The organism is Nonomuraea pusilla, from assembly GCF_900109355.1.
GTDB lineage: Bacteria > Actinomycetota > Actinomycetes > Streptosporangiales > Streptosporangiaceae > Nonomuraea > Nonomuraea pusilla.
The window spans coordinates 14,098-36,531 of the sequence record NZ_FOBF01000025.1; the positions used below are offsets into that span (position 1 = coordinate 14,098).

A 22,434-nucleotide genomic window follows, 5' to 3' on the forward strand; every position below is an offset into this window, starting at 1 on the left:
GCCGGTGCGCGGCCCCGGCGGCGCGCCCGTCTGCGCGGTCAGCGTCGTCAGCCACACCAGCAGGCACGGCGCCCCCGAACTCGCCGCCCACGCGCTACCCGCCCTGCGCGCCGCGGTCACCACCATGGAGACGGCCCTGACCGAGCCCGCTGCCGCGATGGAGACGGCCCTGACCGAGCCCGCTGCCGCCATGGAGACGGCCCTGACCGAGCGGCCCGGCCTCGTCGCCGGGGCCGCCGTCGTGGAGGCCGGGCCGCCCGGTCCAGTCGCCGCCGATGCGGCCAGGGCCAGGGCCGCCAAGGAGGAGCTGGGCGCCGGATACCTGCGCTCTCTCGACCGCGGCCTGGCCGTGCTCGTCGCCCTGGGCGCCGCCAGGGGCGGGCTGACCCTCGCCGCGGCCGCCGCGGCGACCGGCCTGCCCAGGGCCACCGCCCGGCGGGCCATCCAGACCCTGGAGGCGCTCGGGTACGCCGCGCCCGGCGACGGCGGCCGGTTCGTCCTGCTGCCGAGGGTGCTGGAGCTCGGGTACGCGACGCTGTCCCGGCGCACGCTCAGCGAGATCGCCACGCCGCACCTGGCCGCCCTGGTGGCCCGCGTCCGCGAGTCCGCCTCGGTCGCCGTGCTGTCGGGCGACGACGTGCGCTACGTGGCGCGCGTCCCGACCGTGCGCATCATGAGCGTGGACATCACCGTCGGCACCCGGTTCCCCGCGTACGCCACGTCCATGGGGCGCGTGCTGCTGGCCGACCTGCCCGAGGAGCGGCTGGCCGCGATCGTGCCGCGCTCGCTCACCCCGCGCACCGTCACCGGCGCCGCCGAACTGGCCGCCGTCGTACGCCGCGCCGCCGAGGACGGCTACGCCCTGGTCGACCAGGAGCTGGAGGAGGGCGTACGCTCCATCGCCGTGCCCGTCCGCGACCGCCGCGGGCGCACCGTGGCCGCCGTCAACGTCGCCGCGCACGCCGGCCGCGCCACCACCGACGACCTGCGCAGAGACGTCCTGCCGGCCCTCCGCGAGACGGCCGCGCGCATCGAGGCCGACCTCGCCCACATCCCATGGGCGACGGCCCCCGACCACCTCCCGGGCCCGTCCTGACGGGCGGCCCCGGCCGTCTCAGGCGTTCGGCGGGCCCCGCGGGGTCTGGCGGGCGGCCCCGGCCGGTTCTCAGGCGTTCGCCGGGCCCTGCGGGGTCTGGCGAGCGGCCTGGGCGCGCAGGCGGGCCGCCTGCTCCTCCAGCAGCCGCGCCTGCTCCTCCAGGGACGCCGCCGCCGGGGCCGCACCGGCCGCCTCCTGACTTACGTACGCGCCGCTGACGTGCTGCTCCGATGCGGTGGAGCGGCGGTGTTCCGGTGCGGCGTCCTCGTGGTGCAGCCCGGTGGTCTCGGCCTTGAAGATCCGCAGCGAACGCCCGATCGAGCGGGCCGCGTCCGGCAGCTTCTTCGAGCCGAAGAGCATGATCAGCACCAGTGCGATGATGAGGAGCTCTCCGGCGCCCAGGTTCGACATGGCGACTCCCAACGCCCCTTACCAGGGGATATGTCCACCGCCATGGTAGGCCCACCGCCGAGCGCCCCGTCCTCCGGCGCTCCTCCCGCTCTTCTCGGGCGCTCCTCACGCACACCTCGCCCGCTCCTCACCCCCTTCTCAGGGCGCTTCCTCGAGCGCACCTCAGGGGGCTCCGATGAGGGCTCGGGGGCGGCTCAGGCGGGCAGGGCGAGTCGCCGGGCCACGGCGCCGCGGAAGTGGGGGCAGGTGGCGAGGTCGTCGTGGCCGCACTCCAGCGCGCAGCCGATGAGCTCCAGCGACGCCCGCGCCGGGGCGATGCGCTCGGCGAGCTCCGCGCGCCGGCGGCTCGGCACCGCCCGCCCGCCGCGCGGGCCGGGGCGAGCAGGCCCACGGCCTCCCAGCGCCGCAGGACGTGCGTGGCCAGCCCGAACCGCCCGGCCACCTCCCCGATGCCCATCTCCCCGGAGTCCGGTTCGCCGGCTGCGGCGCGGGCCGGGCGGCGGGCGAGCCGGCCGAGCGCGGCATGCGCGCGATCGGCGTCGACGTCGGCGAGCGGATGATCGCCGCGGCGCGCGCCCGCGGGTCGCGGGCCGGCTTCAGACTCGGCGACGCCCTGGACCTGCCGCTGGGCGACGGCGAGGTGGCCGGGTAGCGCGCGGACCGTTCCCTGCTGCTCGACGCCGGGTTCGCGGACGTGGCCGTCGAGGCGCGCACCGGCGTCTTCACCGATGGGCGGCTGCTGCCGGCGGTGACGGGCATCGCGCGGGCGGCCGCCGCGGCGGGCGCGATCATCGCCGAGCAGGAGCGCGCCTGGATCGCGGGGCAGGAGGAGCGGGCCGCGAAGGACCGCAGGCTCCTGGCGATCCCCTTCTTCGTCGCCGCCGCCGCGCGGCCCGCCCGGTGAGCGGGGCCGCGCGGAAGGGACGTCGTCGGCGCTGGTCAGGACGGGGTCAGGCAGGGGTCGGTGACGCCGTCGGCGCTGGCGAGGCGTTCGGCGTCGCAGCCGGTCAGCTTCGCCCCGGCCTGGTACGCGCTGTCCAGGAACTCCAGGACCGTCCCGACCGGGTCTGGGGTCTGCCTGGCGTCGTCGTAGCGCAGGATCGCCAGGTGGGCGCCGCGGGCCGGGAGCCACCGCGCGGCGTCCGGCCGCAGCGGCTCCTCCTCCAGGCCCTTCGGCTCGGGCGCCGTGTACGAGTAGAAGGCGGGCCACGGCCGCTCCGCGTCGCCGAACCAGAACCCGGCGCTGATCACCTCCCAGCTGTACGCCTCGCGCGTGACCGGGTCGGCCTGCGGCGAGGCCCCGGCGACCCGCCCGGTGAACCGGGTGACGGCGATGTCGAAGGTGTGCCAGAAGTGGTGCACCGGGCTGGTCTTGCCGCAGAAGCCGGCGGCGTAGCGCTCCAGCACCTGCGCCACCTGGGAGAGCACCACCCAGTACCGGCCGATCAGCTCCGGGTCGTACGCGGCGTGCCGGGTGTCCTCGGCGAACGGCGTCGGTTCGGGCAGGTCGAACGGCACGGCCCTGATGTCCGCGTCGATCCCGAGTCCGGCGAGGAGGTGGAACAGCCCGTCGTGGAAGGAGGCCACGGACTGCCCGGCGAGCGGCAGCTCCGCGCTGCGGCCGTCGATGAGGTCCACGACCAGCCGGTGGCGTACGAGGTCGAAGTCGATGCAGAACTGCCGCTCCGGGCCGCCCATGGGCCGGGTGGTCAGGCCGCGTCCGGTGAGGTGGAAGGGCACGTTCCACCAGTGGTTGCGGCGCTGGCTCTCAGCGAGCCGTACTTTCCCGACAATCTGCGCGAACCTGTGAAAGGTGTCCTTGGTGTCGAGCCACTCGTCGTACGGCATGGCGGGGAAGAGCTCCACGGCGGGCCCCCTCGTGTCCGGTCGTTCTCCTCCGGGGTGGGCTACCCCCAACGGCGGCGTTCCACCCTGGGGGTCAGGACAGCAGCTCGGAGACGGTGACGAAGCGGTAGCCGTCGGCGCGCAGCCCGGCGACGAGCGCGGGGAGCGCGGCGCGGGTGTTCGCCCCCGTGCCGTACCAGGGGTGCAGCAGGATGACGGAGCCCGGCCGCACCTGCGCGCGCACCTCGGCGACGAGCCGGTCGGGGGAGGGGGTCCTGCCGGAGTCGGGCTCGACGTCCCACATCACGGTGTGCCGGTGATGCCGGGCCAGGTAGAGGGGCAGCGCCAGCAGCTTCTTGCCGGTGGGCGGGCGGAAGTAGATCTCCCCGCGCTGCCCGGCGGCCCTGATGAGCGCGTCGGTGCGCTCGACCTCCTCCGCCACGGTGCCGGGCGTCACGAAGATCATGCGCCGGTGCGTGTAGGTGTGGTTCGCCAGCTCGTGCCCGGCGGAGACGAGCGCCCTGCCGTCGTCCGGCCTGTCGCGCAGCTGCGCGCCGACGACGAAGAACGTGGCCCGCACGCCCTGCCGGGCGAGCACGTCGACGATCTCGCCGGTGTGGCCGTCGGGGCCGTCGTCGAACGTGAGCGCCACGACCTTCTCCGTGGTCTCGACGCGGGCGGTGAGCTGCCCGGCGAGCTGGAAGGTGCGGGCGTTGACGAGCCGGTACGCGCCGAGGACGGCGAGCAGGAGCACCCCGGCGAACGCGGCGGCCAGGACCGCCCGGCGGCGCGTCACCGCGTGTCCGGGCGGCGGTTGGCGAGCAGGACGCCGGCGGCGCCGAGGGCCAGCCCGGCGACGGCGAGCGGGTGCAGCGCCTGCCCGGCCAGCAGCCAGGCCAGCACCGCCGTCACCGACGGGGTCAGGAAGAACACCGTGCTGACCCGGCTCGCGGGCAGGCGCCGCAGCATGCCGTTGAGCAGGATGAACGCGGCGATCGAGTTGACCAGCACCATCCAGGCGACCGACGCCCCGAACGCCGCCCAGTCCGACACGCGGGGTGTCCCTGCGGCCAGGCAGGCCAGCCCGACCGCCGGGGCGGCGGCGAGGAGCTGGACGGCCGTGCCGGTGCGTACGTCCATGTCGCGGACGTGGCGCTGCTGGTAGAGCGTGCCGGCGCTGAGCCCGGCCAGCCCGGCCAGGCACAGCACGACGCCCCAGCCGGACAGGCTCACCCGGTCGGCGACCGCGAGCACCACGCCCGCCGCGCCCAGCGCGAAGCCGAGCGCCTGGCGGCCGCTGATCCTCTCGCCGAGCAGCCTGGCCGCCAGCAGGATGACGACCGGGTTGAGCCCCTGGACGAGGGAGACGACGGCCGCGGGGAGGCCCAGGCCGAGCGCCGAGTAGAAGCAGCCGAACTGCACGGCCTGGACGAGCAGCCCGGAGACCGCGACGTGGGCCAGGGCCCGGCCGCGCGGCCAGGGGGCGCGCACGGCCAGGGCGTACCCGGCGAGCAGCGCCCCGGCGACGGCGAAGCGGGCCGTCATCAGCAGCAGCGGCGGCGCCGCCCGCACTCCGGGGATGCCGGCGATGAACGCGCTGCTCCACAGCACGACGAACACGGCGGGCCCGAGCGCCCCGAGCCGCCCGCCGCCCCCGCGCCCACCCGCGGAGCCGGGTGGCGGCGGCGCGGGCGCGGAGGACCCGGAGGCCGCGGCGGGCAGGTCACGGGCGGCCGGGGTCATCGAGGGGTCCTTCCGTGGGGGGTGCCGGGCCCGCCAGGAAACGGCGACGGGAGCACCGCCGCGCAGGGGCGGGGAGCGGAGGCCGGAGGCGGCGGGGCGGGAAGCGGTCAGGTGGGAGTGGGCGGGGAGGCGGTCGGGGGCGGGGCCGGTCAGGAGGAGACCGGGGTGGTCAGGAGGAGACCGGGGTGGTCAGGAGGGGGGCAGGGCGGAGCGGCGTAGTTCCCACAGGTTGTCGTCGGAGGTGCACACGCCGGCCGCGCCGTGGCGCAGCGCCTCGGCGACGTCCGCCGCGCCCTGCACGAACCCGGCCGCCAGGTACGGCACGCCGAGCTCCCTGGCCTGCCGCTCGACGTACCGCAGCACGACCGCGGGCATGAGCTGCACCAGGTCGGGGTGGGACCTGGCGACGGACTGCAGGCTGCGCCGCAGGTTCGACCGGTCGGTCACGAACACCTTCTGCATCGACAGCAGCCCGAGCCCGCCCGCCCGTTCGATGATGGCGGCGCGGGTGGAGCAGATGCCGACCGCCCCGATGCCCTTGAGGTAGGTCAGGGCGCCGGGGTCGTGCCCGAGGCCGGGAGTCGAGTCCATGTTGACGAACACGATCTTCCCGGCCGCGAGCGTGCTCCGCACCGTCGCCTCCAGGTCGCCGAGCGGGACGGAGGCGAGGATGCCGAGCGGGGTCGAGGTGGCGGTGAACCGGCTCGCCATCTCCGTGCCGACGAGCGACGCCATGACGGGGTGTTCGGCCAGCGCGGCCAGCAGGCGCCGATCGACGGGGCGTTTGGGGCGAGAGCTCACCTGGTCCACCTTATGTACTATCCCTTTCTCGCCGTGCCGGCGGCGAACCGGCTGGGCAGTCCCAGCTTGCCGGGGTTCATGATCCCAGCCGGGTCGAGCGCCTGCTTGACGGCCACCAGCGTGGCGAACCCGGCGCCCAGCGAGCGCTCCATGTACGGCGAGCGCAGCAGCCCCACGCCGTGGTGGTGGCTGATCGCGGCGCCGTGCCTGATGAGCACCTCGTTCGCGGCGTCCCAGGCGGCCCGGTACCACTCGCGCCGACGGTCGCGCTCGACGTCGCCGCGGAGCGAGAAGTACAGGCAGGCGCCGTCGGTGTAGGCGTGCGACTGGTGGGCCGACGCCCGCAGCGTGCCGGGCACCGCCTCGATCGCGGCCACCACCTCGTCGTAGACGGCCGACAGGGACGACCAGGGCGCGGCGATCTCGCAGGTGTCGGCCACGAAACCGGGGCCCTTGGCGAAGCCGTCGCCGGACTTGCCGACGATCATGCGCTCGTCCAGCCAGCGGGCGAGGACGGCGTCGCCATCGAGCGTGAGCGCCGCCCGCGCCGCGCAGACCTCCTCCACGACCGCCATCACCGCGTCGACCAGCGCGGGGTCGCCCTCGTCCGCGACGAGCAGCAGGTTCGTGCCCGGCTCTCCGAAGTGGGTGCCGCTCTCGTGGGCGTCGTAGAGACGCAGCACGGCCGGGGTCGCGCCGCGCTGCAGGATCTCGCGGCAGGCGTCGAGCCCGTCGGCGAACGTGGCGAACCCGTACGCCAGGCCCGACGCGTACGCGGGCAGGCGGTGGGTGCGCAGGCGCAGCCGGGTGATGACGCCGAGGGTGCCCTCGGAGCCGATGAACAGCTGGCGCAGGTCGGGCCCGACGGCGGCGCGCGGGTAGGTGCCGTAGCTCGCGGTCGTGCCGTCCGGCAGGACGACGTCCAGGCCGACCACCATGTCCTCGATCTTGCCGTACCGGGTGGAGAGCTGGCCGGCGCCCCGGCAGGCGGCCCACCCGCCGACCGTCGAGATGGCGAACGCCGACGGCCAGTGCCCGGTGGTCGCGCCGTGGACCTCCTGCAGCTCCTTCTCGAACAGGTCGCCGAACATGCCCGCCTGCACCTCGACGATCATCGACTCGGCGTCGAAGGAGATGATCCTGTTGAGCCGGCACACGTCGAGCACGACGCCGCCGAACACCGGCAGCGCGGCCCCGAGCACGTTGCTGCGCCCGGCCGAGACCGTGAGCGGGACGCCGTGAGCGGCGCAGATCCGCACGACCGCCGCGACCTGCTCCTCGTCGGCCGCCTCGACGACCACCGCGTCGGGGGTCGCCGGGTTGCCGTCGGTCTCGCCGATGGACGTGCCCGCCCACCAGTCGCGGGTGCGCAGGATCACCTCGTCCCTGTCGGTGTGGACGGCCGCGGCGACGGCGCGCAGCTCGGCCACGACGGCCTCGGGCACCGGCACCGCGTGCTCCTGCAGGCTCGCCGGGCCCGCGCCGGGCGGGCAGTCGGCCCCCCAGCGCGGCGGGGTCGGCGCGCCCACGACGTAGTCGCCGCGGTTGAACGGGTGCGTGACGGTCTGCCTGCTGATCATGAAACTGCCTCCATCAGTACGGTCTTCTCGCGCTCGACGCCGGCGACGTAGTCCTCGACCTGCCGGGCGACCTCCTCGTCGGTCAGGCCGAGCTCCTTCTGCAGCAGCCGGCCGACCTCGGGGGCCGCGGCGACCGACAGGTCCCTGGCGAACACCCGCATCCGGGTGCGGCGCGACAGCACGTCGTCGACCGTGCGCGCCAGCTCGCACCGCGCCGCGTACACCACCTCGGCCCGCAGGTGGGGGCTGCCCTCGGCGATCGGCTCCGCGAGCGACGGGTCCTCGGCGAGGAGGTCGGCGACGAACCTGGCCTCGGTGCCGTACCGCTGGCCGAGGTGCGCGCCGAGCCCGCCGGTCGCCGAGGTGGCCTCGGCGTCGTAGCCCGCCCCGCCGAGCAGCGGCAGCGCGACGGTGCGGCAGCGGGCGCGGCGGCCGAGCACCTTCAGCGCCTCGTCCACGACGAGCTCGCCCATGTGCCGGCTGGTGGTCAGCTTGCCGCCGGTGACGGTGACGAGGCCGTGCGCGTCGGTGGAGACGCGGTGGTCGCGGCTCATGTCGAGCGTCGCGCCCTCCTTGTCGCCGACCAGCGGGCGCAGCCCGGCGATGGAGCCGACCACGTCGCGGGGGGTGAGGTCCGCGTCGAACGCGGTGTTGGCGCCGTCGAGGAGGTACTGCATCTCCTCGCGGGTGCACAGCACCTCGTCGAGCGGGCCGTCGTAGTCGGTGTCGGTCGTGCCGACCACCACCACGTCGCCCCAGCGGGTGCAGGTGGCGCGGCGGGCCCGGCCGGGGACGGGCACGGTCACGGTGCCGTCGATCGGCAGCCGGGTCCACGGCACCACGACGTGCACGCCCTTGGCGGGGCGGATGCGCGGCCGGTGCCCGGGGTCCGACAGCGCGTCGAGCGTGTCCGACCACACGCCGGTCGCGTTGATCACGACCCCGGCCCGCACCTCGATCTCGCGGCCGTCGGCCTCGACGGTCGCGCCGCGCACCCGGCCGCCCTCGACGACCAGGCCCCTGCAGGCGGCCCCGTTGACGACGGTCGCGCCGAAGTGCGCGGCGGTGCGCGCGATGGTCAGGGTCAGCCGCGCGTCGTCGGTGCGGCTGTCGTAGTAGAGCAGGCCGCCCTTCAGCCGCTCGGCGCGCAGCCGGGGCGCGCGGGCCAGCACCTCGGGCACGGTGAGCCGCCGGTGCAGCCTGCCGATGCGCCAGCCGCCCGCCAGGTCGTACGTCCACAGCAGGCCCTCGAAGGCCTTGGCGATGCGCGCGTCGAAGACGCCGTCCTGCGAGAGCACGGGGAAGACGAACGGCAGCCGCTGCACCAGGTGCGGCGCGTTGCGCCGGAAGCGCTGCCGCTCCAGCAGCGAGCGCCGCACCAGCGGCAGGTTGCCCTGCTCGATGTAGCGCAGCCCGCCGTGCACCATCTTCGACGACTTCGAGGACGTCCCGGAGGCGAAGTCGTCGCGCTCCACGAGCGCCACCGACAGGCCGCGGGTGACGGCGTCGAGCGCGGTGTAGCAGCCGGTGACGCCGCCGCCGACGACGAGCACGTCGAACCGCCCGGAGGCGAGCCGGTCGAGCTGCGCGCCGCGGTCGAGCCGCAGCGGGGTGCGGCGGATGGCGCTGCGCGTCTCCGATCGCGCCTTGCGTTCGGGTAGCCGGATCACGACGGTGGTTCCTCCTGTGCGTACGGGTTAGGGCGGGTGCCGGGCGGGGCGGCCTGGGGGGACACGTGGCGGGCCAGCAGGTCGCGCCACGCGGCCCTGGCCTCCTCGCGCCGGGCGTCCGGCAGGGTGGGTTCGAAGACGGGGGCGGGCGGCAGCGCGGCGACGGCGGCGCCGACGTCCGGCCACAGCCCGGCGCGCACGCCGCCCAGGTAGGCGGCTCCGCGCAGGCTGGCGGTGCCGTTGTCGAGGGCGCGCCGCACGGGACGGCCCAGCAGGTCCGCCTGGCTCGCCATCAGCGCGTCGCTGGTGGCGAGCCCGCCGCCGCAGAACAGCTCCGCGACCCGCAGGCCGGTCGCCGTCTCGACGCCCTCCAGCAGGTCGCACACCGAGTGGGCGAAGCCGTCGAGGACGCCGCGGGCCAGCTCGGCCCTGGTGGTGGACAGGCTGAGCCCGCTCAGCACCCCGGTGGCCTCCGGCGCCCACACGGGGGTGCGCAGCCCGGCGAGCGCGGGCAGGAACGCCACGCGGGAGGGTCCGGCGTGCCCGGCGGCCAGCCGGGCGAGCTGCTCGGGCGAGTCGAACAGCCCGATCTCCTGGCACAGCCAGCGCATGGCCGAGCCGGTGGTGGGGGCGTAGCTCTCCACGCTGAACAGGGGCGTCCCGCGCGAGCGCCAGCCGACCAGCGTGAGCACGCCGGGGACGTGGCGGCGCGCGGGCGGCCGGTCGCCCGCGACGGCGTCGAGGAACGTGCCCGTGCCGTGGACGCAGGTCGCCTGGCCGGGCCGGTGCGCGCCGAGCGCGAGCATCGCCGCGTGCTGGTCGCCCATCACGGACAGGATCGGCAGCGCCGCCCCGAGCACCGCCGGGTCGGTGACGCCGTAGTCGCCGTCCTCGTCGAGGATCACCGGCAGCACGTCCGGCGGGCAGCCGAGGAAGGCCGCCCACGGCTCGTGCCAGCCGCCCGTGCGCAGGTCGTACGCGCCGAGCGCCACGGCGTTCGTCGCGGACGTGGCGTGGCGGGCCCCGCCGGTGAGCTTCCAGACCAGCCAGCTGTCCACCGACCCGAACGCCAGCCGGCCCTCCTGGTGCGCGCGGCGGGCGGCCGGGTCGGCGGCGATCTCCTCGGCCGCCCACAGCAGCGGCGCCCTGGAGCCGACGGGGCGTCCAGTCTCCTCCTCCAGGCGGGCGTCCCACTCGAGCTCCCACTCCCGCAGCCGGGCGGCGTACCTGCGGTCCTGCCAGACCACGGCCTGTGTCAGCGGCTCGCCGGTGACGGTGTCCCACAGCAGCACGGTGGCGCGCTGGGTGGAGATCGACACCCCGGTGACCTCGACGCCGTCGGCCGCGGCCCGCTCCAGCGCCTCGCGGCAGACCTGGACGGTGTTCGCCCAGATCTCGCCCGCGTCCTGCTCGACGCGCAGGTGGTCGGGGGAGCGGACGGAGAGGGGCAGGTACGCGGGCGGCGCCGCGCGGCCGTCGTCGAGGACGACGGCGGCGCGGGTGCCCGTGGTGCCCTCGTCGACGCCGAGCACGCCCCGGCGGCGTTCCCTGGTCATCCGCGAAGGTCCTTTCGTCATTGTCATGGCCGGAAATGTCATGGCCTGATGTGTCACGGCCGGAAATGGCGTGAGATATGGGCCGGTGGTGCCCCGGCCCGGCCGTCAGGCTGCGACCGGCTCGCGTTCCCGCAGGCCGATGGCCTCCTCTTCCAGGTTCACATTCGCGCGGGTCGGGTCCCACTTGATCGCCAGGCAGGTGAGCAGGCCGGCCAGCGGCACCACTGACAGCACCATCAGGCTGGGGCCCACCCCGATGCCCGCCTGGAGCTGCGGGAACAGGTAGAGGCCCGCGACCGAGCCGAGGCTGCCCAGCATGCCGGTCACGCCCGTGCCGAGCGTGCGGATGTCGCTGCGGTACGACAGCGCGGCGATCGACTTGCCGTTCGGGCCGGGGCCCGCCGAGTGGAAGAAGATGAACAGCACCGGCAGCAGCGCGGCCAGCCCGACGGGCAGCTCCTTGAACGTCGCGCCCATCACCAGCAGCGCCGCGAACACCACGGCGTAGCCGGCCATCGAGCTGACCCGCAGGCCGAGCCTGCGCCCCGCGTACGCCGACAGGCAGCCGCCGACGATGCCGACCGCGTTGAACGCCATCGAGCCCAGCGTCGCCTTCTCGAACTCCTTGCCGAACAGCTCCAGGCTGATCACCGGCAGGTACCAGCCGACCGCGAAGTACTGCATGGCCTGCGTGAGGGAGATGACCGTGGAGAGCGCGGTGCGGGGCAGGTAGGGGCGGCGGAACAGCACGCCCGCGTCGCGGAACCCGACCTGGCGGGACGCCGCCCGCGCATCTCCGCCCGCCGTCCCCGTGCCCGCCGTCTCCGGCCCGCCCTCGCGGGCGTCGAAGCCGTACATGCGGCGCAGGTTCGCAGCGGCCTCGGCCAGGCGCCCCTTGGAGGCCAGCCACGTCGGGCTCTCCACCAGGAACGTCAGCTGCAGCACGAGCAGGACGAGCGCGAAGACCGCCGAGGAGCCGACCGACCAGCGCCAGATGTCGGCGCCCACGTCGAAGCGGTAGAAGAGCAGGGTGAGCAGCAGGTTCGTGGTGGTCGCGGTGTACCAGACGCCCTGCCAGAAGTTGAGCCTGCCCTTGAGCGAGGCGGGCGTGTACTCGGCCAGCAGCGCCATCGCCACGGCGAAGTCGATGCCGTACGCGACGCCGACGAGCGCCCGCCCGGCGAAGACCGTCTCGAAGCCGGAGCCGCTCGCCGTGAGCACGGCGCCGAGCGCGAACACCACCTTCGTCAGCAGCAGCGGCTTGACCCGGCCGATGCGGGCGGCGAGCCAGCCGCCGAACGGGTTGGAGACGATCGCGATCGCGGGCGCCATCGCGGTCAGCACGCCCACCTCGGTGGGGGACAGGCCGAGCTGCTTGACCATCGGGGACAGGCCGGCGCCGAGCGCCGCGTTGGAGTACGCGTCGAGGAACAGGCCCGCCAGTGCGAGGAACCAGATCCAGTTCGCCCGCGCGCCGAGCCGGGTGAGGGTGTCGATGAGACCGGCCGCGTCGGCCGCGCCGCGGATGGCCGCCGCTCTCGTGTTCGCAGGGCCGTCGTTCATGCCCAGCCGCCTTTCGGGGGGTGAATCCCTTGCCAGCGGTCCAGGAACGACAGAAAGCACAGACGAAGACCACTGACAGGGATGTCTTCGTCTGTGCCTGTCGGTTAGCGGGACGTTAATCCCCAGCTCACCGCGCTGTCAAGCGGGCCGTGAGGGGGTGACAAAGCCGGAGGTTCGTCCTAGAGTCGCCGCCCATGACCTACGTCGTGCAAGCCGTGTGGACCGCCAGGGAGGGCGAGGAGGACGCCGTCGCCGGCATTCTCAGGGCCCTCACGCCGCTGTCCCGGGCCGAGCCGGGCAACCTCTCGTACGAGGCGCACGTCTGCGCCGACGACCCGCGCCGTTTCATGATCTTCGAGCGGTACGCCGACGAGGCGGCCTTCGCGGCGCACCGCGACTCCGAGCACTTCCGGCGGCTCGTGGTCGGCGACTGCCTGGCCCGCCTCGCCTCCAGGGAGGTCACCGCCTACCGGCCGCTCGACCTCTGACGGCGGCCGGGCGGACCCGGGGAAGGAGGCGGCGGGCTGGGAGAATGGCAGGCGGGGCGGCAGGCGCCCCGACCGGCGAGGAGGGAGCCCCGCATGACCGAGCCGCGCACGACCGGCACGCCCGGTCCGCGCATCGCGGTGACCGGCGCCACCGGCCGCGTCGGCGGGCGCGTCGCCCGCCGCCTGGCCGCCGCCGGGGTGCCGCAGCGCCTGGTGGTGCCGAGCCCCGAGCGCGCCCCCGAGCTGCCGGGGGCCTCCGCCGCGCCCGGCCGGTACGGCGACCCCGCCGTCGGGCGGTCGCTCGACGGCGTGGACGTGCTGTTCATGGTCTCGGCCTCCGAGTCGCCCGACCGGCTGGAGCAGCACCGCGCGTTCGTCGACGCCGCCGCGCGGGCGGGCGTCGGGCACCTGGTGTACCTGTCGTTCTTCGGCGCGTCGCCCCGGGCGACGTTCACGCTGGCGCGCGACCACTGGGCGACCGAGGAGCACATCAGGGCGAGCGGCCTGCGCTTCACGTTCCTGCGCGACAACCTGTACGCCGACTTCATGCCCGCCCTCGTCGGCCGCGACGGCGTGATCCGCGGGCCGGCCGGCCGGGGACGCGCCGCCGTGGTCGCGCAGGACGACATCGCCGACGCCGTCGTCGCCGTGCTCCTCGACCCGTCCGCCCACGCCGGGGCCACCTACGACCTGACCGGCCCGGAGGCGCTGACCCTGCGTGAGGTCGCCGACGTCCTGGCGCGGGCCACGGGGCGGCCGGTCAGCTACCACGCCGAGACCGTCGAGGAGGCCTACCGCTCCCGCGCCGCGTACGGGGCGCCCGGCTGGCAGGTGGAGGCGTGGGTGTCCACCTACACCGCCATCGCCGCGGGCGAGCTGGACGGCGTCAGCGACGCCGTGCCCCGCCTGACCGGGCACCCGGCCACCCCGCTCGCCGAGGTCGTGGCCCGCCCGGCCTGAGGCGCCGCCCGCCGAGCCGCCTGCCGGCCCCGTACGCCGCGCGGCCGGGGCCGGCCCCTGACGAGGCCGGCCCCGGCACGGACGGTCAGCCCAGGCCGTTCTTCATGGCCGTGAGGAGCTCGCCGTTCGTGGTGTCGCCGCTGAGCTCCCAGAAGAACGCGCCGCCGAGGCCCTGGTTCTTCGAGTAGCTCATCTTGCCGCCGATCGTGCTCGGCGTGTCGTAGCTCCACCACTGGCCGCCGCAGTACGCGTACGCCGTCCCCGCGACGGTGCCCGTGGCCGGGCAGCGCGTCTTGAGCACCTTGTAGTCCTCGATGCCTTGCTCGTACGTGCCCGGGGCGGGCCCGGTGGCGGTGCCGCCCGGCGCGGCCTGGGTGACCCCGGTCCAGCCGCGGCCGTAGAAGCCGATGCCGAGCAGCAGCTTGCTCGCGGGCACGCCCTTGCTCTTGAGCTTCTGGATCGCGTTGTCGCTGTGGAAGCCCCCGATGGGGATGCCGTCGTAGGAGGTGAGCGGCGAGTGCGGCGCCGTCGGGCCCTGCGCCGCCCAGGCGCCGAAGAAGTCGTACGTCATGACGTTGTACCAGTCGACGTACTGCGCGGCGCCGGCGTAGTCGGCGGCGTCGATCTTGCCGCCGTCCGTGCCGTCGGCGGTGATGGCGGCGGTGACGAGGTTGCCGGAGCCGAAGCGGGAGCGCAGCGCCGACATGACGTTCCTGAACGCGGCCGGGCCGCTGGTGTCGCAGGTCAGGCCGCAGGCGTTCGGGTACTCCCAGTCGATGTCGATGCCGTCGAACACGTCCGCCCAGCGCGGGTCCTCCACCAGGCGGTAGCAGGAGTCGGCGAACGCGGCCGGGTTCTGCGCGGCCTGGCCGAATCCGCCGGACCAGGTCCAGCCGCCGAAGGAGAACAGCACCTTCAGGTGCGGGTACTTCTTCTTGAGCTTGCGCAGCTGGTTGAAGCTGCCGCGCAGCGCGCCCGCGTCCCAGGTGTCGGCCACGCCGTCGACGCTCTCGCCCGCCTGGTAGAAGCGGTCGTAGTCGGCGTAGCTGTCGCCGATGGCGCACTGGCCGTTCTGGACGTTGCCGAAGGCGTAGTTGATGTGGGTCAGCTTGGCCGCGGAGCCGCTCGTGTCGATGTTCTTGACGTGGTAGCCGCGCTGGTAGACGCCCCACTGGACGAAGTAGCCGAGCACCTTGTCCCCGCCGCCTCCGCTGACTAGACAACGGTGGAGGCGTTCCAGGCGAGGGAGACGCTGCCGCTGGTGACGCCGGTGGAGCGCAGGTTGCCCGGCACGGACGGCGCGGTGGTGTCGTTCCCGCCGCCGCCGGTCGTGGTGGCGGTGACGCTGTTGCTGGCGGCGGAGCGGTTGCCGGCGGCGTCGCGGGCGCGGACGGTGTAGATGTAGGCGGTGCTCGCGGTCAGTCCGGTGTCGGTGTGGGTGGTGCCGGTGACGGTGGTGACGAGGGTGCCGCCGCGGTAGATCTCGTAGCCGGTGACGCCGACGTCGTCGGTGGAGGCGTTCCAGGCGAGGGAGACGCTGCCGCTGGTGACGCCGGTGGAGCGCAGGTTGCCCGGCACCGACGGCGCGGTGGTGTCGCCGCCTCCGGTCACGGGCTTCCACAGCGCGGGGACGTTGGGCGGCTCCCAGCCGGTCTGGGACGTGTGGCCCTGCACGCACTCGTACTCGACGCCGTTGTACGTGACGTGGGTGCCCGTCGTGTAGGCGGTGTTCGGGGCCCAAGCGGCGACCGCGGCGTACACGGCTGCCGTCGCCGTCGGCGGGGCGGCCACCACGGCGGTGAGGGGGAGGAGTAACGCCGTCAGGATCGTGCTCAGTCTGCGGTGTCTCATGAACGCTCCGACATCCGGTTGAGGGATTGGGGGGTGGGATGTCCAGGAAACTATTAGGAAAGTTTCCTTTTAGATATGACACGACGGTAACCTCTGCCTGCGAACGCGTCAATACGTGAAAGGGGGAGTGGCGGGCCGGGACGAGGGTGACAATTCCGGATAAAGTCACTAGGGAAAGCATGAAAAGTTGCCGGGGTTGTGGGATAGTCCGGGCCATGAGCCTGGACAGGATCCGTCCGTCGGACGCCCGAGCCGACACCCCGCTGACCGCCGCCGTCTCGGCCGCCCGCTGGATCAGGTCCGCCGCGATCGACGACGAGCACGGCAGGCGCTGGCGGGCCAACCCCGACCCGCGCGGCAGGTCCGCCCTCGCGCCCGAGCCCTCCTCGCTGTACGCCGGAGCGGCCGGCGTCGTGCTGTTCTTCCTGGAGCTCGCCGCCGCCACCGGGCACGAGTCGTACCTGGAGGACGCCCGTGCCGGGGCGCGCAGGCTCGCGGCCACCTGGCGCGGCCAGGACGACCCGACGCTCTACCACGGGCTCGCCGGCACCATGATCACGCTGATGGAGGCGGGCTGGGCGCTCGGCGACGAGGCGCTCGAGGAGCAGGCCGGAGCCATCGCCGACCACCTCGTCCGCAGGGGCGCGGCCGCCCCCGGCGGCGCCCGCCCGCGCGACGCCGCGCGGCTCCCCGACGGCGGCTGGACGCGCGACCCCGCGCAGTTCCGCGACGGCGGCTGGACGCGCGACCCGGCGCAGCTCGGCGACGGCGGCATCGTCCTCGCACTGCTGCGGGCCGCCGCCCACTTCGGCGAGCCCGCCTACGAGGAGGCGGCCGTCGAGGCGGGGCTGCGCATCGCCGCGCTGCCCGTGCCCGGCCACCGCTTCGGCGAGCGCTCGGGGCCGCCGCCCGGCCTGCCGGCCGACGCCGTGACGCCCGGCTTCCTCGCCGGCACGTCGGGCACGGCGTTCCTGCTGGCCCGCCTGTACGGGGTGACCGGCGACGAGCGGTTCCTGCGCGCCGCCCGCAGCGGGGCCGACTTCGTCAGGGAGGTCAGCGTCGTCGGCGACAGGTGCGCCTCGGTGCCGCACCACGTCCCGCACGCGCGCCGGCTGCACTACCTCGGCTTCTGCTCGGGCTCCGCCGGGGTGGCCAGGATGTTCTACGAGCTGTACCGCGTCGCCGGCGACCCCGGGGACCTCGACTGGGTGGAGCGGCTGGCGAGGGGCGTCGTCGAGAGCGGCGTCCCTGCGCGGCGCACCGAGGGGTACTGGAACACGGCCTGCCAGTGCTGCGGCGCGGCGGGCCTGGTGGAGCTCTTCGTCGGCCTGTGGGCGGCGACCGGGCGGCCCTCCTGCCTGGAGCTCGCCCGCGTGCTCGCCGCCGACCTCATCGCCCGCGCCACCGACCACGACGGGCGGGGCTACCGCTGGTACCAGGCGTACCGGCGGCTGCGGCCGGGCGAGGTGTCGGCCGACACCGGCTACATGGTGGGGGCGGCAGGCATCGGCGCGGCGCTCCTCCACCTCGACGCCGCGGGCCGGCCCGACAGCGCGCGCAGGGTCCTCCTCCTGCCGGACAACCCCTTCCCGGTGATCCCCGTGCCGCCGTCCTCGCTGCCCTCGTCCTAACGGACGGCAAAGAACGGCAAATAACCTCCGACCGGAATAAACGGACGGTGAGCGGAAAGGGGGTGACGGAGTAGCTTTTTCCGCCCCTGACCTGCGCAGTCAGGGAACCGATGGAGGCAATCATGGTCGTCACGCAGACATCCTCTGCTCCGGGACGCCCGGCCGCGGCGGTGGAGACCGGCCCCAGGGAGCTCTCGCTCGACCTGCCCATGATCAGCGTCAGGCTCCGCGCCCCGGACATCCGGCTGCCGCGCATGAGCAGGCAGGAGATGGGCCACGCGGCCGACATCGCCCGCTCCTTCCTCCCCGCGCCCGAACGGCTGGCGTACTACGGCGCGCTCGGCGCCCTGGCCGCGTTGGGCGTGCTGGAGTGGCCCGTGGCCGCCGCCATCGGCGCCGGGACGATCATCGCGCAGCGTGGCAGGACGGAGGAGCACCCGATGGGCACGCTGCACCACCTGCGGGACCTCCTGCCCATGCGGCACCACGAGGAGGAGCCCGCCGCGGGGACGCAGCCCACGGCGCAGGAGCCGGCCGCCGCCACGGGACGGGCCGCCACGGCGCGCAGGGGCGCGGCGACGGCCGCCAAGGCCACCACGGAGAAGGCCACCACGGGGAAGGCCACCACGGAGAAGGGCGCGGCGGGCAAGGGCGGGGCGGCCAAGGGCGCCGAGACCAAGCCCGGCGAGAGCAAGCGCGGCCCCGCACAGTCCACCGCCCGGCAGAAGAACACCGCCACCCGCGTACGGGCCGGCAAGTAGGGCACGCGCGCAGATGACCACAGGTACCGCCGGCGGGAGGGTGTATGGGCTGGCTCGGCCTGCCTTCCGTTGACACGCTGCTGAGCGTCCTCCCAGAACCCGTACGCGGACTCGTCCCCCGCCCCCGCCGGGTCCAGCCGTGCCCCGGCGGCGCGCGCATCGAGCTGCGCTGCATCGGCGGCCCCGGCACCGAGCGGCTCGCGCGCGAGCTGGAGGAGCGGCTGTGCGCGGCGGGCGCGCGGCGCGCCGAGGTGAACGGCGCGCTCGCCTCGGTGTTCGTCTGCTGCGCCACCCCGGAGGACGGCGCAGGAGCAGGGGCGGCGGACACCGGCGCCGCGGCCGGAGCCGCCGACCTCGACAAGCTCGTCGCCGTCGTGGACGAGCTCGACCAGGGCGAGCGGCAGCCGGCCGTGCCGCGCGCCCTCGACGGCGTGGAGCAGCACGCCCGCGCCGCGGTCAGCCTCGGCGTGCACGCTCTCGGCGCCGGCGTCGCCCTGGCCGGGCAGCTCGCCCGCCTGCCGAGGATCAACCCCGCCGTGCCAGGCTTCCTGTCGCTCGCGGAGAGCACCCCGCTCGTCTACCAGGAGCTGGAAAGGCGCATCGGCAAGCCGGCCGTCGACGCGCTCCTCGCCACGACCAGGGTGGCGTCCCACGCGCTCGCCCTGCGCCCCGTGTCGCTGCTGATCGACTCGATCGCCGCGGCCTCCCGGTACGTCGACACCCGCGCGGGCCGTCAGGCGTGGATCGCGCGCGAGGAGGAGTTCGCCGCCCGCGAGGGCTCCTACCGGCACATCAGGGTCACCGCCGCCCCCCGCCCGGTGCCGCTGCCGAGGGGCCCGGTCGAGCGGTACGCCGACGCCGCCAGCGGCGCGACGCTGGCCGCCCACACGCTGACCGCGGCGATCAGCCAGGACCGCCAGCGGGCGCTGTCGGTGCTCGTCACCGGCACGCCGAAAGCCGCCCGCCTCGGCAGGGACGCCTTCACCAGCGCCGCGCTGCGCGCGTTCGCGCGACGGGGCGTGATCGTCCTGGAGCGTGACGCCCTGCACCGCATGGACCGCGTCGACACCGTCGTCATCGACGCCGACGTGGTCACCTCCGACGCCTGGTCGATCGAGTCGGTCGTCCCGCTCGTCCCCGGCGTGGACGCCGACGACCTGCACGCCCGGCTGTACACGCTGCTCGACCTCGCCGACCCGGCCGCCAGGCGGGAACGCGACGGCTGGACGGCCCGGCCGTTCGAGGGGGACGACGCGCCCGCCCCCGTGGCGGACTGGCGCGAGCAGGGCGTCAGGCCCGTGGCCGTGGCGGAGGGCGGCACCCCCGTCGCCCTCGTGGGGCTGGCCCGAGAGCCGAACCCGCTGGCCGAGGCCCTGGTCGCCGCGGCGCGGGGCAGCTGCGCGGTGATGCTGGCGGGCGCCGACCAGGCGCTGGCCAGGCGTCTCGGCGTGGAGCGGACCGTCGAGGGCGGGGCGCGGCTGGCGGCGGTCGTCCGGGACCTGCAGGCCAAGGGCCACGGCGTGGCCGTGGTCTCGCGGCGCGCCAGGAGCGCGCTGAGGCAGGCCGACCTCGGCGTCGGCGTGCTCGGACGCTCCCGCCGCGTCCCCTGGGACGCCGACGTGATGGGCGAGCCGGACGGCGTGCACCTCGTGCTGCGCTGCCTGCCCGCCGCCAGGAGGGCGAGCACGCGCAGCGTCTGGGTGGCCGCGGTCGGGGCCATGGCGGGGACCGGTCTCGGGTTCCTCGCCCCGCACGCCGCCCTCCGCCAGGCCCAGCTCGCGCGCGACTGCACGGCGCTGGCCGCCCTGGTGACGGGGGAGTGGGCGGGACGCCGTCTCGGCAAGGGGGCGCCCCCGGTCCGCGCCGACCACACGCCCTGGCACGCGATGGCGGTGCGCGACGTCATGGACAGACTCCGTACCTCGCAGGGCGGGCTGAGCGAGGAGGAGGCGGCGCTGCGGCGCCGCAGGCCGGCGCGCGCGGCGGGCGGCCCGGTGTCGCTCGCGGCGGCGGCGCTGGAGGAGCTCGCCAACCCGCTGACGCCGGTGCTGGCGGCGGGCGCGGGCCTGTCGGCGGTCGTCGGCTCGGTGCTGGACACCGGCCTGATCGGCGGGGCGATCGTCGTGGACGCCCTGCTCGGCGGCGCGCAGCGGCGCGGGGCCGACCGGGCGCTGCACCGCCTGACCGAGATCACGGCCGTGCCGGTGCGGCTGCGGCGGCCCTCGGGGGAGACGTCCGGCGTCGCCGACCAGCTCGTCCCCGGCGACGTGATCGAGCTGCGCGCCGGCGACGCCGTGCCAGCGGACTGCCGGCTCATGCAGGCGTCCGGGCTGGAGGTGGACGAGTCGGTCCTGACCGGGGAGTCGCAGCTCGTGGTGAAGGCGGCGGCGCCCACGGCCGCGCCCGCCGTCGCCGACCGCAGCTCCATGGTCTACGAGGGCACCACCGTGGCGGCCGGCCACGGCCTGGCCGTGGTCGTGGCCACCGGAGACGCCACCGAGGCGGGCAGGACCGCCAGGCTGGCCGAGGAGGGGCCGCCGCCGAGCGGCGTGGAGCTGCGGCTGCGCGAACTGAGCCGGCGCATCCTGCCCGCCGCCGTCGGATCCGGCGTCGCCCTGATGCTCATCGACCTGCTGCGCGGCTCGTCCCTCGCGCAGGCGCTCGCGCCCGCCGTGAGCATGACCGTGGCCGCGGTGCCCGAGGGGCTGCCGTTCGTCGCGACGGTCGCGGAGCTGGCCTCCGCCAAGCGGCTGTCCGTCCGCAACACGCTGGTGCGCAACCCGTCCACCATCGAGGCGCTCGGCCGGGTGGACGTGCTCTGCTTCGACAAGACGGGCACCCTGACGGAGGGCCGCATCAGCCTGGGCCGGGTGTCGAACGGCTTCGCCGAGCAGGCGCCGGAGTCGGCGACGCCGGACTTCAGGAGCATCGTGGGCGCGGCGCTGCGGGCCGGTCCGAGGTTCGGCGGCGGCAGGGCCATCCCGCACCCCACCGACCGCGCCGTCGTCGAGGGCGCCGAGCGCATGGGCGTCACCCCCGAGGACGGCCTGGACGGGTGGGAGCGGGTGGACGAGCTGCCGTTCGAGCCGGCGCGCGGCTACCACGCGGTCCTCGGGCTGTCGGGCTCCGGCCACCTGCTGAGCGTCAAGGGCGCGCCCGAGGTCGTGCTCACCCGCTGCACCCACCTCGCCAGGGACGGGCAGGAGGAGCCCCTGGACGACGCCACCAGGCGGCAGCTCGAACGGGAGGTGGACGCCCTCGCCCTGCAGGGCTACCGGGTGCTGGCGGTGGCCGAGCGCGGCGCGTCCAGCAGGGCCGACCTGGACGAGTCGCGCATCGAGCGGCTGTGCTTCCGGGGCTTCCTCGGGCTGGCCGACCCGGTGCGCCCGACGGCCAAGCGCAGCGTGGAGCGGCTGATGCGGGCGGGGGTCCGGGTCGTCATGGTCACCGGCGACCACCCGAGCACGGCCGAGGCCATCGCCGCCGAGATCAACGCGCTCGACGGCGGGCGGGTCATGACCGGCCCCGAGCTCGACGGCATGGACGACGACGCGCTGACCGGTACGCTGCCCGGCGTGGCGGTGTTCGCCCGGGTCACCCCCGAGCACAAGGCGCGCATCGTCACCCTGCTGCGCCGCGCCGGCAGGGTCGTGGCGGTGACCGGCGACGGCGCCAACGACGTCCCTGCGATCCGGCTGGCCGACGTCGGGGTGGCGCTCGGGCCGCAGGCCGCCCCCGCCACCAGGGCCGCCGCGGACATCGTCGTCGCCGACGACCGCATCGAGACGATCATCGACGCGATCGTCGAGGGCAGGACCATGTGGGGCTCCGTCCGCGACGCGCTCGGCATCCTGCTCGGCGGCAACGTCGGCGAGATCGCGTTCACGCTCGGGTCGAGCCTGCTGACCAGGCGCAGCGCGCTGAACGCCCGGCAGTTGCTGCTGGTCAACCTGCTCACCGACATGCTGCCCGCCATGGCGGTGGCGGTGCGGCCGCCGACCGGCAGCCCCGAGACGATGCTGGCCGAGGGGCCGGAGGCGTCGCTGGGCGCCGCGCTGACCCGTGACATCTACCTGCGGGCCGCCACGACCGCCGGGGCGGCGGCGGCCGCCTGGCTGCTGGCGCGGGTGACCGGCACCCGCGGGCGCGCCGACACGGTCGGCCTGGTCGCCCTGGTCGGCGCGCAGCTCCTGCAGACGCTGGGGCTGGCGCGGCGGGACAGGACCGTCGTGCTGGCGTCGCTGGCGTCGCTCGCGGTGCTGGGCGTGGTGGTCTCGGTGCCGGGGCTCAGCCAGTTCTTCGGCAACCGGCCGATCGGTCCGGTCGGGTGGGGCATCGGCCTGGGCTGCGCGGCGGCGGCGACGCTGGCGGCGCAGGTGATCGAGCGCGGCAACCGTCACTGACTGTTCACCGAACAGACATCTTTCCTCAACCGCTCTGGCAGTATTTATGACGAATTATGCCTATGTAAGTCTGTT

General features: G+C 75.2%; 18 protein-coding genes and 1 pseudogene. 8 read left to right on the plus strand and 11 right to left on the minus strand.

The window, feature by feature from the left end; genetic code table 11:
- The first annotated feature begins 307 nt into the window (after positions 1-307).
- Positions 308-1,096, plus strand: a complete 789-nt coding sequence (locus BMX74_RS46785; protein ID WP_236714758.1) for an IclR family transcriptional regulator domain-containing protein — start codon at positions 308-310, stop codon at positions 1,094-1,096.
- A gap of 69 nt (positions 1,097-1,165) precedes the next feature.
- Here BMX74_RS46785 and tatA read toward each other — a convergent pair whose 3' ends face one another.
- Positions 1,166-1,507, minus strand: coding sequence for a Sec-independent protein translocase subunit TatA (gene tatA / locus BMX74_RS36270; RefSeq protein WP_055502400.1), 342 nt, complete (start codon positions 1,505-1,507; stop codon positions 1,166-1,168).
- A 194-nt stretch (positions 1,508-1,701) separates the two neighbouring features.
- Positions 1,702-1,860 carry a hypothetical protein gene (locus BMX74_RS46040; RefSeq protein WP_256257500.1) on the minus strand — a complete coding sequence of 53 codons (159 nt, stop codon included), beginning with the start codon at positions 1,858-1,860 and terminating at the stop codon, positions 1,702-1,704.
- A gap of 59 nt (positions 1,861-1,919) precedes the next feature.
- On the opposite strand from BMX74_RS46040, the gene BMX74_RS45180 reads away from it, so the two are divergent.
- Entirely contained in the window at positions 1,920-2,159 is a 240-nt protein-coding gene (locus tag BMX74_RS45180) for a methyltransferase domain-containing protein (protein ID WP_218154160.1), read from the plus strand.
- Between the two features lie 42 nt (positions 2,160-2,201).
- Entirely contained in the window at positions 2,202-2,411 is a 210-nt protein-coding gene (locus BMX74_RS45185; RefSeq protein ID WP_218154161.1) for a hypothetical protein, read from the plus strand.
- A 35-nt stretch (positions 2,412-2,446) separates the two neighbouring features.
- Here BMX74_RS45185 and BMX74_RS36285 read toward each other — a convergent pair whose 3' ends face one another.
- The 8 genes from BMX74_RS36285 to BMX74_RS36320 form a co-directional block, all read right to left on the minus strand.
- Entirely contained in the window at positions 2,447-3,373 is a 927-nt protein-coding gene (locus BMX74_RS36285) for a DUF5996 family protein (RefSeq protein ID WP_055502397.1), read from the minus strand.
- A gap of 73 nt (positions 3,374-3,446) precedes the next feature.
- A complete protein-coding gene (locus tag BMX74_RS36290; RefSeq protein WP_218154162.1) occupies positions 3,447-4,148 on the minus strand; it encodes a polysaccharide deacetylase family protein in 702 nt (233 codons plus the stop codon).
- Positions 4,145-5,095, minus strand: a complete 951-nt coding sequence (locus BMX74_RS36295) for a DMT family transporter (RefSeq protein ID WP_082534764.1) — start codon at positions 5,093-5,095, stop codon at positions 4,145-4,147. Before BMX74_RS36295 ends, BMX74_RS36290 begins: the two co-directional genes overlap by 4 nt.
- Before the next feature lie 189 nt (positions 5,096-5,284).
- Positions 5,285-5,896: a glycerol-3-phosphate responsive antiterminator gene (locus BMX74_RS36300; RefSeq protein WP_055503910.1), complete on the minus strand. Its 612-nt coding sequence runs from the start codon at positions 5,894-5,896 to the stop codon at positions 5,285-5,287.
- 17 nt (positions 5,897-5,913) lie between these two features.
- Complete coding sequence (locus tag BMX74_RS36305) at positions 5,914-7,476, minus strand: FAD-binding oxidoreductase (protein ID WP_055502396.1); 1,563 nt, start codon at positions 7,474-7,476, stop codon at positions 5,914-5,916.
- A complete protein-coding gene (locus BMX74_RS36310; protein ID WP_055502395.1) occupies positions 7,473-9,146 on the minus strand; it encodes a glycerol-3-phosphate dehydrogenase/oxidase in 1,674 nt (557 codons plus the stop codon). The genes BMX74_RS36305 and BMX74_RS36310 overlap by 4 nt, the downstream gene beginning before the upstream one ends.
- On the minus strand, positions 9,143-10,702 hold the full coding sequence (locus BMX74_RS36315; RefSeq protein WP_091105033.1) for an FGGY family carbohydrate kinase: 1,560 nt from the start codon (positions 10,700-10,702) through the stop codon (positions 9,143-9,145). The genes BMX74_RS36310 and BMX74_RS36315 overlap by 4 nt, the downstream gene beginning before the upstream one ends.
- A 105-nt stretch (positions 10,703-10,807) precedes the next feature.
- A complete protein-coding gene (locus BMX74_RS36320) occupies positions 10,808-12,265 on the minus strand; it encodes an MFS transporter (protein WP_055502393.1) in 1,458 nt (485 codons plus the stop codon).
- A gap of 194 nt (positions 12,266-12,459) precedes the next feature.
- On the opposite strand from BMX74_RS36320, the gene BMX74_RS36325 reads away from it, so the two are divergent.
- Together BMX74_RS36325 and BMX74_RS36330 are read left to right on the plus strand one after the other, a co-directional pair.
- A complete protein-coding gene (locus tag BMX74_RS36325) occupies positions 12,460-12,753 on the plus strand; it encodes a putative quinol monooxygenase (RefSeq protein WP_055502392.1) in 294 nt (97 codons plus the stop codon).
- Positions 12,754-12,846: 93 nt separating this feature from the next.
- Complete coding sequence (locus tag BMX74_RS36330) at positions 12,847-13,713, plus strand: SDR family oxidoreductase (protein ID WP_091105035.1); 867 nt, start codon at positions 12,847-12,849, stop codon at positions 13,711-13,713.
- Between the two features lie 85 nt (positions 13,714-13,798).
- On the opposite strand, the pseudogene BMX74_RS46860 reads toward BMX74_RS36330, so the two are convergent.
- Positions 13,799-15,540: pseudogene (locus tag BMX74_RS46860) on the minus strand (glycoside hydrolase family 18 protein); the annotation flags it as partial.
- A 239-nt stretch (positions 15,541-15,779) separates the two neighbouring features.
- Between BMX74_RS46860 and BMX74_RS36345 the strand changes: the two are divergent.
- The 3 genes from BMX74_RS36345 (at position 15,780) to BMX74_RS36355 (ending at position 22,359) form a co-directional block, all read left to right on the plus strand.
- Positions 15,780-17,195, plus strand: a complete 1,416-nt coding sequence (locus tag BMX74_RS36345; RefSeq protein WP_055502389.1) for a lanthionine synthetase LanC family protein — start codon at positions 15,780-15,782, stop codon at positions 17,193-17,195.
- Positions 17,196-17,317: 122 nt separating this feature from the next.
- Positions 17,318-17,956, plus strand: a complete 639-nt coding sequence (locus tag BMX74_RS36350) for a hypothetical protein (RefSeq protein WP_143078894.1) — start codon at positions 17,318-17,320, stop codon at positions 17,954-17,956.
- Positions 17,957-18,000: 44 nt separating this feature from the next.
- Positions 18,001-22,359 carry a cation-translocating P-type ATPase gene (locus BMX74_RS36355; protein ID WP_091105040.1) on the plus strand — a complete coding sequence of 1,453 codons (4,359 nt, stop codon included), beginning with the start codon at positions 18,001-18,003 and terminating at the stop codon, positions 22,357-22,359.
- Positions 22,360-22,434: the final 75 nt, after the last annotated feature.